Origin of the sequence: Thermus sp. NMX2.A1 (assembly GCF_000511705.1) — a bacterium.
Taxonomy (GTDB): Bacteria; Deinococcota; Deinococci; order Deinococcales; family Thermaceae; genus Thermus; species Thermus scotoductus.
Window position 1 is genome coordinate 1 of the sequence record NZ_ATNI01000040.1, and the last position, 10,696, is coordinate 10,696.

The 10,696-nt window shown below is 65.2% G+C and carries 12 protein-coding genes, 1 tRNA gene and 1 rRNA gene; 6 read left to right on the forward strand and 8 right to left on the reverse strand.

Going from position 1 to position 10,696, the window contains the following annotated elements:
• The first annotated feature begins 59 nt into the window (after nucleotides 1-59).
• Nucleotides 60-176: ribosomal RNA gene (gene rrf, locus TNMX_RS02900) — 5S ribosomal RNA — on the forward strand.
• Nucleotides 177-187: 11 nt separating this feature from the next.
• A tRNA-Gly gene (locus TNMX_RS02905) sits at nucleotides 188-263 on the forward strand.
• A gap of 32 nt (nucleotides 264-295) precedes the next feature.
• Here the strand turns inward: TNMX_RS02905 and TNMX_RS02910 are convergent.
• The 7 genes from TNMX_RS02910 to pgeF are packed head-to-tail and all read right to left on the reverse strand — an operon-like array spanning nucleotide 296 to nucleotide 8,374.
• The gene (locus TNMX_RS02910; RefSeq protein ID WP_038029326.1) at nucleotides 296-925 is read right to left on the reverse strand and encodes a histidine phosphatase family protein; all 630 of its coding nucleotides are present in this window, start codon (nucleotides 923-925) and stop codon (nucleotides 296-298) included.
• On the reverse strand, nucleotides 922-1,923 hold the full coding sequence (gene purM / locus TNMX_RS02915) for a phosphoribosylformylglycinamidine cyclo-ligase (RefSeq protein ID WP_038029328.1): 1,002 nt from the start codon (nucleotides 1,921-1,923) through the stop codon (nucleotides 922-924). Before purM ends, TNMX_RS02910 begins: the two co-directional genes overlap by 4 nt.
• 5 nt (nucleotides 1,924-1,928) lie before the next feature.
• Nucleotides 1,929-3,338 (reverse strand): Asp-tRNA(Asn)/Glu-tRNA(Gln) amidotransferase subunit GatB, encoded by a 1,410-nt coding sequence (gatB, locus tag TNMX_RS02920; RefSeq protein ID WP_038029331.1) that lies wholly within the window; start codon nucleotides 3,336-3,338, stop codon nucleotides 1,929-1,931.
• A gap of 30 nt (nucleotides 3,339-3,368) precedes the next feature.
• On the reverse strand, nucleotides 3,369-4,457 hold the full coding sequence (locus TNMX_RS02925; protein WP_038029333.1) for a type IV pilus twitching motility protein PilT: 1,089 nt from the start codon (nucleotides 4,455-4,457) through the stop codon (nucleotides 3,369-3,371).
• Between the two features lie 11 nt (nucleotides 4,458-4,468).
• Nucleotides 4,469-7,135 carry a type IV pilus assembly ATPase PilB gene (gene pilB, locus TNMX_RS02930; RefSeq protein ID WP_038029334.1) on the reverse strand — a complete coding sequence of 889 codons (2,667 nt, stop codon included), beginning with the start codon at nucleotides 7,133-7,135 and terminating at the stop codon, nucleotides 4,469-4,471.
• On the reverse strand, nucleotides 7,132-7,614 hold the full coding sequence (locus TNMX_RS02935; RefSeq protein ID WP_015716090.1) for a YqeG family HAD IIIA-type phosphatase: 483 nt from the start codon (nucleotides 7,612-7,614) through the stop codon (nucleotides 7,132-7,134). The genes pilB and TNMX_RS02935 overlap by 4 nt, the downstream gene beginning before the upstream one ends.
• 34 nt (nucleotides 7,615-7,648) lie before the next feature.
• Nucleotides 7,649-8,374: a peptidoglycan editing factor PgeF gene (gene pgeF / locus TNMX_RS02940; RefSeq protein WP_038029336.1), complete on the reverse strand. Its 726-nt coding sequence runs from the start codon at nucleotides 8,372-8,374 to the stop codon at nucleotides 7,649-7,651.
• A 79-nt stretch (nucleotides 8,375-8,453) separates the two neighbouring features.
• On the opposite strand from pgeF, the gene TNMX_RS02945 reads away from it, so the two are divergent.
• Nucleotides 8,454-8,858: a DUF4395 family protein gene (locus tag TNMX_RS02945; protein ID WP_038029339.1), complete on the forward strand. Its 405-nt coding sequence runs from the start codon at nucleotides 8,454-8,456 to the stop codon at nucleotides 8,856-8,858.
• Here TNMX_RS02945 and ribH read toward each other — a convergent pair.
• Nucleotides 8,845-9,318, reverse strand: a complete 474-nt coding sequence (gene ribH, locus TNMX_RS02950) for a 6,7-dimethyl-8-ribityllumazine synthase (RefSeq protein WP_015716093.1) — start codon at nucleotides 9,316-9,318, stop codon at nucleotides 8,845-8,847. The genes TNMX_RS02945 and ribH overlap by 14 nt on opposite strands.
• A gap of 20 nt (nucleotides 9,319-9,338) precedes the next feature.
• On the opposite strand from ribH, the gene crcB reads away from it, so the two are divergent.
• Genes crcB through TNMX_RS02965 form a run of 3 tightly spaced genes read left to right on the forward strand, consistent with a single transcriptional unit; the run spans nucleotide 9,339 to nucleotide 10,694 of the window.
• Nucleotides 9,339-9,716: a fluoride efflux transporter CrcB gene (crcB, locus tag TNMX_RS02955; RefSeq protein WP_038029344.1), complete on the forward strand. Its 378-nt coding sequence runs from the start codon at nucleotides 9,339-9,341 to the stop codon at nucleotides 9,714-9,716.
• A 4-nt stretch (nucleotides 9,717-9,720) separates the two neighbouring features.
• Nucleotides 9,721-10,053 (forward strand): DUF190 domain-containing protein, encoded by a 333-nt coding sequence (locus TNMX_RS02960; RefSeq protein WP_015716095.1) that lies wholly within the window; start codon nucleotides 9,721-9,723, stop codon nucleotides 10,051-10,053.
• Nucleotides 10,054-10,097: 44 nt separating this feature from the next.
• Nucleotides 10,098-10,694, forward strand: a complete 597-nt coding sequence (locus TNMX_RS02965; RefSeq protein WP_038029341.1) for a sulfite oxidase-like oxidoreductase — start codon at nucleotides 10,098-10,100, stop codon at nucleotides 10,692-10,694.
• Nucleotides 10,695-10,696: the final 2 nt, after the last annotated feature.

The following is a 10,696-nucleotide window of genomic DNA, read 5'->3' on the forward strand; positions in this document are numbered from 1 at the left end:
CCTGGATCCCCTGCCGCTCGAAGGCGGCGTGGGCTTTTGAAAAGCAAAACACGAGAATCCCCCGTGCCCATAGCGGCGTGGAACCACCCGTTCCCATTCCGAACACGGAAGTGAAACGCGCCAGCGCCGATGGTACTGGGACCGCAGGGTCCTGGGAGAGTAGGTCGGTGCGGGGGATTTTTTCCATGCGGGAGTAGCTCAGTTGGTAGAGCACGACCTTGCCAAGGTCGGGGTCGCGGGTTCAAGTCCCGTCTCCCGCTCCACACCAACCCCCAGGCCTAGGCCTGGGGGTTTTTCATTTGACGCTTTCGTCGGAGAGCCAGTCGGCCCAGGTTTCCAAATGGGCGCTATCGGAAACGGCGAGGACCTCCCGCTCGGGCAGAAGGATCCGGGTGATGGAGGTGTTGGGGATGTGGAAGCGCCGCCAGGCGTCGCCCTCGAGGTCCAGGGCCATCTTCAAGGCGGCGCGGATTACGCCCCCATGGGTCACCAGGAGGTGCCGGCCGGCTGGGAGCGTTTCAAGGAAAACCTCCAGGCGCCGGGCTAAGTCCGCCATGCTTTCCCCACCAGGGCGGGGGGTATGCCAGGGATCCCTTTGGGCAGCCCGGATGAACTCGGGGTACCGGGCTTCCGCTTCCTCCCGGCTCAGGCCGGCCAGGGCACCCACGTCGATTTCCCGCAAAAGGGGGGTGGTTTCCAAGGGAAGGCCCAGCACCGCCGCCAGGGGCTCGGCGGTTTCCCGAGCCCGGCGGAGGTCGGAGGCGTAAAGCCCGTGAAAGGGAAGCTGGCTTCGGGAAAGGCGCTGGGCCAGGCGGAAGGCCTGGCCGATCCCCGCAGGGGAGAGGGGTACATCCAGGTGGCCCTGGAAGCGCTTCTTGACGTTCCACTCGGTTTCCCCGTGGCGGATGAGCCAGAGCTCTTTCATACCAGCCGAACCCCGGAGCCTGCCACTACCCGTCCCACCGGGAAGCTTTCCACCAGGTCCTGGGCCCTCCGGGCCTCCTTTTCCGGCAGGACCAGGATAAGCCCAAGGCCCATGTTGAAGACCCGGTACATCTCCTCCTCCGGTATGTTTCCCAGGCGTTGCAGGTAGGGGAAGATGGGGGGAATGGGCCAGCTTCCCTTTTGGATCTCCGCTCCCAGGCCCTCGGGAAGAGCCCGGGGCAGGTTTTCCGGGAGGCCGCCCCCGGTGATGTGGGCGATGGCGTGGATCCTCACCCCAGCTTCCTTAAGCGTTAGGAACTCCTTGAGGTAAGCCCGGTGGGGGCGGAGGAGGGCTTCTTTTAGGCTTTCCCCCAGCTCGGGCACGGGCGCCTCGAGGTCCAGCCCCTCCACCACCTTCCGGATCAGGGAGTAGCCGTTGGTGTGGGGGCCGGAGGAGGGAAGGGCCAGGAGGAGATCCCCTTCCTGGACCCTTTCCGGGCCCAGGATCTCCTCCTTCTCCACCACGCCCACCAGGGTGCCCACCACATCCCAGGCCCCTTCCCGGTAGACCCCGGGCATCTCGGCGGTCTCCCCGCCCAGAAGGGGAATGCCCAGGGCCTTGCAGGCCTCGGCCAGGGAGGTGAGGAGCGCGGAGAGCACCTCCTCCTCCAGGCGGCTTGCCGCCAGGTAGTCCATGAAGAAGAGGGGCAGGGCCCCCTGGGCCAGGAGGTCGTTCACGGAGTGATTCACCAGGTCAAAGCCCAGCCTGGACACATTGCCCGCCTGGAGGGCCAAGAGGGTCTTGGTGCCCACCCCGTCCGTGGTGGCCACCAGGACAGGCTCCTTCATTTCCTTTAGCCCCCCGGCGTCGAAAAGTCCTCCGAAGGCTCCAAGCCCCCGTAACACCCTGGGGGTATAGGTGGCAACGATGGCCTCCTTGGCCCTTTTCAGGGCTTCCGCCTTGGCCTCGATGTGCACCCCGGCTTCCTCGTAACGCATCGGCCTCATCCTACCCCAAGGGCCTCGAGGAGAAGCCTTCGCACCAGATCGGGCTTGGCCTGGCCCTTGGTCCTCCGCATCACCTGGCCCAACAGGGCGTCCAGGGCTTTGAGCTTCCCCTGGCGCACGCTTTCTGCCGCCTCGGGCATGGCGGCGATCACCTCGGTCACCACGGCCCTCAAGGCTCCCTCGTCCGCCACCACCCTTAGGCCCCGCTCCCGCACCAGGGCCTCGGGATCCTTGCCCTCCAGCACCTCGGGCAGAAGCTCCTTGGCCACCCGGCTGGTGATCTCCCCCCGCTCAAAGAGGGCCACCAGGCGGGCGAGGCCTTCCGGGGTAAGGCGGGTCTGCTCCAAAGTAAGCCCCCGCTCGTTCAAGAGCCCGGCCACGTCCGCCAGAAGCCAGTTGGCCAGGGCCTGGGGGGAGGCTTGGCCCAGGCTTAGGGCTTGGTCCAGGAAGCGGGCCAGGGAAGGGGTGTAGGCCAGGACCTCGGCGTCTTGGGCCTTGATCCCCAAGGCCTGGTAGCGCCCTTCCTTTTCCCAGGGGAGTTCGGGGAGGTCTTGCCGGATGGCCTCGAGCCACTCCCGGGAAATGGGCACCGGGGGGATGTCGGGCTCGGGGAAGTAGCGGTAGTCCGCCTCCTCCTCCTTGGTGCGCATGGGGTAGGTCTTGCCGCTTCCCTCCTCAAAGCCCATGGTGGCCTGTCTGACCCTCTCCCCCCGCCTCAGGATCTCGGTTTGGCGGCGGATCTCGTACTCCAGGGCCCGTTGCACGCTCTTAAAGGAGTTCAGGTTTTTGATCTCTACCTTGGTGCCCAAAGGCTCCCCCGCGCGGCGCACGGAAACGTTCACGTCGGCCCTCATTTTCCCTTCCTCGGGGCTGGCCTCGGAGATGCCTAGGGTCTGGACCAGGGCCTGGATGCGTTGCAGGAAAAGCCGGGCTTCCTCGGGGCTTTTGAGGTCGGGTTCGGTGACGAGCTCGATCAAGGGGCTTCCTGCCCGGTTCAGGTCCAGAAGGGTGCGGTCCTCCAGGTGGAGGCTTTTCCCGGCATCCTCCTCCAGGTGGAGGCGCTTGATGCGCACGGTCCTTTCCCCTAAGGGGAGGCTACCTCCCTGGCCCAGGGGGAGGTCATACTGGCTGATCTGGTAGTTCTTGGGCAGGTCGGGGTAGAAGTAGTTCTTGCGATGGAAGACCAGCCTCTCCGGAATCCGGCTTCCCAGGGCCAGGGCCAGCCTGAGCCCGAACTCCACCGCCTTCTTGTTGGGTACGGGCAGGGCCCCGGGTAACCCCAGGCACACGGGGCAGGTGTGGGTGTTGGGCGGGGCGCCGAAATAATCGGCCTGGCACCCGCAGAAGGCCTTGGTCCGGGTCCTTAAGTGCAGGTGGACCTCGAGGCCGATGGCCGCCTCGTACATGGCCTAAAGTTTACCAAGCCCCCTGGCTACTTAAGGGCGCTTGCTCCCCTCCTGCACCCCGGCCAGGCGCATGAACTCCTTGGGGTCCACCGCCCGGCTCAAGCCCATCTCGTAGGTGATCAGCTTACGCCGGTAGAGATCCGCCAGGCAGGCATCCATGGTGATCATCCCGTACTGGCCCCCGGTCTGGATGACGCTCCGGAGCTGGTGGCTCTTGCCCTCCCGGATCAAGGCCCTTACCGCAGGGGTGGCGATCATGAGCTCGTAGGCCAAGACCCTTCCGCCCCCGAAGGCCTTGGGCAGAAGCTGCTGGGTGAGCACTGCCACCAGGTTGTTGGAAAGCTGCACCCGCACCTGCTCCTGCTGGTTTTCCGGGAAGACGTCGATGATGCGGTCGATGGTCTCGGGGGCGGAGTTGGTGTGCAGGGTACCCATGACCAAGTGCCCGGTTTCCGCGGCGGTGATGGCGGCGGCGATGGTTTCGTAGTCCCGCATCTCCCCCACCAGGATCACATCCGGGGCCTGGCGGAGAACGCTTCTAAGCGCCTTGTGGAAGCCGTGCGTATCGGAGCCGATCTCCCGCTGGTTGACGATGGCCTTTTTGTGCTTGTGGAAGAACTCTATGGGGTCCTCAATGGTCACGATGTGGACGGGCTTGCGTTCGTTGATGTAGTCGATCATGGAGGCCAGGGTGGTGCTCTTCCCCGACCCGGTGGGTCCCGTGACCAGGACCAGGCCCCTGGGGGCAAGGGCGATCTCGGCGATGTTCTTGGGCAGGCCCAGCTCCTCAAAGCTCTTGATGGTGGCGGGCACCACCCTTAAGACCCCTCCCACGCTTCCCCGTTGCAGGAAGACGTTCACCCGGTAGCGCCCTTTTCCCGGGAGGCTGAAGGAGAAGTCCAGCTCCTTTTCCTCCTCAAAGATCCGCTGCTGCTTCTCGTCCATGAGGGCGTACATGAGCCGGCGGGTGTCCTGGGGGGAGAGGGTCTCGTACTCCGTGGGGTGGAACTCCCCGTCCACCTTGATCATGGGGGGAAGGCCCACGGTGATCACCAAATCGCTGGCCCCCCGCTCCGCCGCCAGGGTCAGAAGATCCACGATATCCGGTGTTTTGGCCATAGTTCACTCCTTTACTCAATGGTACGCGCCAGGACCTCCTCGAGGGTGGTGATTCCCTGGAAGGCCTTGTAGATGCCGTCTTCTCGCAAGGTTTTCATACCCTTTTTCCTGGCGATCTCCTTGATCTCCGTGGCCGACTTGCCGGCCACGATGGCGTGGCGGATCTCGTCGTCCACCACCAGGAGTTCGTGGATGGCGTAGCGTCCCTTATAGCCTGTTCCCCCGCAGCGCTCGCATCCCATCCCCTTGTAGAGCTTGGCCCCTTGGATCTCTTCCTGGGAAAGGCCCAGGCGCCGCAGGACCTCGGGGTCGGGCTTCACCTCCACCTTGCAGTGGTCGCAGATCCTCCGCACCAGCCGCTGGGAGAGAACCCCGATAAGGGCGGCGGAAATGTTGAAGAGTTCCACCCCCATCTCATCCAGGCGGGTGATGGCCTGGGCGGCGTCGTTGGTGTGCAGGGTGGCGATGACCAGGTGGCCGGTGAGGGCGGCCTCGGTGGCGATCTTGGCGGTTTCCGAGTCCCGGATCTCTCCCACCATGATGATGTCCGGGTCCTGCCTGAGGAAGGCCCTGAGGGCCCGGGCGAAGGTGAGCCCCGCCTGGGGGTTCACCTGGGTCTGGTTGATGCCGGGGATCTCGTACTCCACGGGATCCTCAATGGTCTGGGTGTTCTTGTCGGGGGTGGCGATGCGCTTGAGGATGGAGAAGGTGGTGAAGCTTTTGCCGCTTCCGGTGGGCCCGGTGATGAGGAAGATGCCGTAGGGCTTGGAGATCACCTCCTGGAAGCGCTCAAAAACCCCGGGGGCGAAGCCCAGGCCCTCGATCTCGGGGATGTCGGCGGCCTTTTTCAAAAGGCGCATCACCGCCTTTTCCCCGTAGACCGTGGGCAGGGTGGAGAGGCGGAGGTCCACGTCGATGGCCCCTTCCCGGTAGCGCACCCGCCCGTCCTGGGGCAGGCGCCTTTCGGCGATGTTGAGGCCGCCCATGATCTTGACCACGCTGATGATGGAGTTTAGGGCCCCCTTGGGCAGGGTGGTGTACTGGCGCAGGGTGCCATCGATACGCAGTCGCACCAGCACATCGGACTGCCGGGGTTCTATGTGGATGTCGGAGGCATCCTGCAGGTAGGCCTCCCGGATCACCTGCTTGACGAATTTCTGGGCGGCGCTTTCGTCCAGCTCGGGGGCGACGGCCTCCTCCTCCTGGTAGCCCTTGGAAAGCTCCTTGGCGATCTCGCCCAGTTCCTCCTTGCCGTAGAAGCGTTCGATGAGCTTGGTGATGGCGGCCTCCGTGGCCACGGCGGGCTGAACCTCGTAGGCCAGGCCCTTGCGCTTCAGGGCCAGGCGCACGTCGTCCAGGGCCAGGATGTTCCTGGGATCCTTCATGAGGAGGACCAGGGTCTTGCCCTCCAGGTGGTGGGGGAAGACCCCGTACCGCCGGGCCAGGTCCTCGGGGAGGAGGAGGGCGGCCCCGGGGTCCGGGGGGTTCTCCTCGGGGTTGATGTAAGCGTAGCCCAGCTGGGCGGCCACCGCCTGGGCCAGGGCCTCGGGTTTGAGTTTGCCCGAGGCCACCAAGGTGTCCTCGAGGCGGCCCCCACCCTGGCGTTGCTTCTTCAGGGCTTCCTCCACGTCCTCGGGCCGGGCCAGGCCCAGCTCCACCAGGATCTCCCCCAGGGGCTTGGCCTTGGGCAGGCGCCTTTGCACCTCGAGGGCTTCCCTTAACTCCTCCCGGCTTAGGCGCCCCTCCTGGACCAGGACCTCCCCCAGGCGGCTTTTTTCCGGATAGGCCTGGTGGAAAAGGGCTTCCCACTCCTTGGGAAGGGTGAGGAGGAAGCGGGCGGGGCGCCCAAGGAGCTCCGCCACCGCCTCCTTGTGCCGGGGATCGGCGAGGACCACCTCCACCTCCCCGTTGTTGAACCCCACGGGCACGGCGCTATAGCGCAGGGCATCCGAGCGCAGGAGAAGGTTGGTGGCGGCGGGGTCGGGGGATAGGCCCCGGGTGGAGGGGAGAAACTCCATTCCCTTCTGCTCGGCCAAAACCCGGTAGAGGACTTCCTCGGGTAGCCCCTTGCGCACCAGGATGCGGCCCAGGAGATCCCCGGTCTTTTCCTGCTCCACCAGGGCTTCCTCCAGGGTGTTCCGGTCCAGGAGGCCCTTTTCCACCAGAAGCTCGCCCACCTTGAGCTCCTCCCGGCTGGGGCCGCTGGGGGGAGGGGGTAGGGGCAGGTTGAGCTCGGGGTAGTTCTTGGCCAGGGCGTAGAGGAAGGCGCTTTTGGTGGCCTGGTAGGGTTCCACCACCATCCCGGTGAGGTCCTCCACCTCCTCGAGGGCCAAGGTGTCCAGGGGGTTCACGAAGGCCACCCGCACCACCCCTGCCTCCTCGTCCAGGGCGAAGGGGATGGCCTGGAGTTCCTTGGCCTTCTCCGCCGGCAGGAGGGCCTTCACCTTGGGAGGGATCTCCAGGGTGTGAAGCTCCACCAGGGGGATGCCGAAGTGGTCCTCGATGGCCTGAGCGATCCGCCGTTCCGAAAGCAGCCCCGAGTCCACGATGACCTCGGCCAAGGAACCCCCCACCTCCCGGTGCTTCTCCAGGGCCATCTGCAGCTCCTCGTCGGTGAGGAGGCCGGCATCCAATAGGATGGCACCTAGCCGTTTGTCCCCGATGGTGAGCACGCTCATCCCAATCCTCCCCGTGGCCTTCTGAATGGAGTCTCCAGCATCCGTATGAAACGGGTGTAAAAGAATTCCCTTTCCCGCAAGGGGGGTACCAAAACGGTATAGGCTCCCACCAGGTTGCCCCCAAGGACATCGGTGAAGATCTGGTCCCCCACCACCGCCACCTCCTGGGGAGGAAGCCCCAGGGCCTTCAGGGCCCTTTGAAACCCGAGCCAGGGTTTGAGGGCTGGGGCGTGGCCGGGAAGGCCAAGCCTTCCCTGGATCCGGGCGAAGCGGTCGGGGAGGGCGTTGGAGAGGAGGTAGACGGGAACCTCGGCCTTTAAGGCCTCCAGCCAGGCTTGGTGCTCGGGCAAGGGTTCCTCCTCCCCGTAGGGCAAAAGGGTGTTGTCCAGGTCCAGGATCACCCCCTTTAGGCCCCGTTCCTCGAGCCACCTCGGGGTTAGGTGGAGGAGGGAGGGCAGGACCGCCCGGGGGAAGAGCATAGCCTTATTGTGGCACGGCGGGGTGAACAGGCCCTTAACGGGGGAGCATGACGAGTCCCCACATCCGTCCCGTCTTCCCCTGGTCGCGGCGGTGGGAGAAGAGGGTGGGTTCGCAGTGGGTGCAAAGGCCTACCCGGTAGATCCTTTCCCGGGAAAGCCCAGCCCTTTCCGCCTGAAGGAGGAGGGCCCTTTCCAGATCCAGAAGGTACTTGCCCGGGGCTTTGGGGTCCGGGGTAAAGGTATGGAGGTCCGCTTGGGCAAACCGCTCCGCCACTTCTTCTCCCACCTGGTAGCACCGGCCTCCGATGCCGGGGCCGATGGCCAGGTGGACCTCCTTGGGATCCAGGCCCAGGCTTTCCAGCTGCTCCAAGGCCCGGGGGAGGATCCCTCCCACCACTCCCCGCCAGCCTGCATGGAGGGCCGCCACCGCCCCTTCGGGGTGGTAGAGCAGAAGGGGGTAGCAGTCCGCCACCCCCACCCTGAGGAGGAGGCCAGGGGTGCGGGTGAGGAGGCCATCCCCCTCCCAAACTCCTGGGCCTTCCACCCGGTGGATCTCCGTGCCGTGCACCTGTTTGAGCCCGGCCACGGGAGGATGGCCGAATCGGGAGAGGACCCGCCTTTGGTTCTCGGCCACCCGTTCGGGGTCGTCCCCGGTGGCCGAGGAAAGGTTCAGGCTTTGAAAGGGTCCTTGGGAAACCCCGCCCAGGCGGGTGGTGAAGCCATGGGGCACGGGCAGGGGTGTGGTGAGGAGGGGAACCATGCCTCTATTGTGCCCTGGGGTTCCGCAAAGCGTGCCCTTACCCCTATTCTTCACAGGCTCAGGTGTATACTATAGCCCCATGAAGACGGACCGGAACCAGCTCCGCTTCAACCAGGTTCTCCTCACCCTTCTTCTACCCCTGGCGGCGCTTTTGGACCTGCCCCTTCTGGTCTATCTCCTTTTCCTCCTCATGGTAAGCCAGCACACCCCCTGGGATCTGATGGTGGCCTTGAAGCGGGCCCTGGGCATCCCGTCCAGGCTGGTGGAGGAGGACCCCAGGCCCTACCGCTTCGCCCGTACCTTGGGGGCGGTGTTTTTGGGGCTTTCCTCCCTCTTCCTTCTTCTTGGGCTCAAGGGGGTGGGGTACGCCTTGGCCCTGGTGGTGGCCCTACTGGCCTTCGTCAACCTGGCCTTCGGCTTCTGCCTGGGTTGCTTCCTCTACCTGCACCTGCGCTACGCTCGGGCCCTTTTCACCGGGAAATAGCCTCGAGAAGGCGCACCATCTCGATGGCGGTGAACACCGCCTCGGCTCCCTTGTTCCCCGCCTTGCCCCCGGCCCTTTCCTGGGCTTCCTCCGGGGTGTTGGTGGTGAGGACGCCGAAGACGATGGGTTTTTCCGTCTGGAGCATGGCCTGCATGAGGCCTGAAGCAGCCTGGGCGGCCACGTACTCGAAATGGGGGGTTTCCCCCCGCACCACGGCCCCTAAGGCCACCACCGCATCCACGTCGGGGCGCAGGGCCAGGCGCTTGGCCACCAGGGGTAGCTCAAAGGAACCCGGCACCCAGGCCACCAGAACCTCGGCGGGGTCCCCGCCCAGGCGGGCGTAGGCCTCGAGGGCCCCTTCCAGGAGGAGTTTGGTCACCCGTTCGTTGAAGCGGCCCACGGCGATGGCCAGGCGAACCCCTTTGGCGGTAAGGATGGGGGAGAGGGTCTTGGGCTTCATGGTCCCAATATACTTTGGGGGTGGAGCGGTATCTCCTGGTGGCCTTGGGCGGGGCCTTGGGCTCCGCCTTGCGCTACGGGCTTGGGGCCTGGGTACAGGCCCTTACCGGGCCCAGCTTCCCCTATAGCACCCTCTTGATCAACGCTTTGGGCAGTTTCCTCATCGGCGTGGTGATCCGTCTGTCCCTGGAGGGGGCCCTTTCCGGGGAGGGGCGCCTCTTCCTGGCGGTGGGGGTGTTGGGGGGGTTCACCACCTTCTCCACCTTTAGCTACGAGACCCTGGCCCTCATCCAGGACGGCGAGGCGTGGAGGGCTTTTTTATACGTCGTTTTCAGCGTCTTCCTGGGCCTTTTCCTGGTGCTCCTGGGCTACCGCCTGGGCGGGGCCCTGGTAGCCTAGGGGTATGAAGCTGGAAGGGGAGGCCAAGCTCCTGCGCATCTTCGTGGGGGAGTCGGACCGGCATGGGGGGAGGCCCCTCTATGAAGCCATCGTCCTCGAGGCCAAGCGCCAGGGCCTGGCCGGGGCCACGGTGTTCAAGGGCTTCATGGGCTTCGGTGCCCACTCCCGCATCCACACCGCCAAGGTGCTCCAGCTCTCCGAGGACCTTCCCGTCATGATCGAGATCGTGGACACCGAGGAGAAGATCCGGGCCTTTCTGCCCGTATTGGAGGGGATGGTGAAGGAGGGGCTGGTGACCCTGGAGAAGGTGGAGGTTATCCGCTACCGAAGCCGGTGATCCAGGGCGCTTTCTTTCCCCGGGGGCTGGTCTAGCCTAAAGGTATGGAGAGGATTCCCCCGGGCCAGGTGGTCACGGAGCGGTTCCCCATCCTCACCTATGGGGAGGAGCCGAGGGTTTCCCCCGAGGAGTGGCGGTTTTCCCTCTTCGGCCTGGTGGAGGAGCCCTTTACCCTCACCTACCCGGAGCTCCTCCGCCTGCCCCAGGTGGAGGTGGTGCGGGACTTCCACTGCGTCACCCGCTGGAGCCGCCTGGATGTGGCCTGGCGGGGGGTGCGGATGAGGGACCTTTTGCTGAGGGCCAAGCCCAAGCCCCAGGCGGTGGCCGCCTTGGTTCACAGCTACGGGGGCTACACCACCAACCTCTTCCTGGAGGACCTCCTGCGGGAGGATGTCCTCCTCGCCCATACCCTTTTCGACAAGCCCTTGCCTTTGGAGCGGGGTGGGCCGGTGCGCCTGGTGGTGCCCCACCTCTACGCCTGGAAAAGCGCCAAGTGGGTGCGGGGCATTGAGCTTCTGGACCACTTGGAGCTGGGGTTTTGGGAAAAGCTGGGCTACCACTTCCGGGGCGACCCCTGGCGGGAGGAGCGCTTTCAGGAGGGTCCCATCCCCGCCGCCAGCTTGAGATTCAGGAAAACCTGATA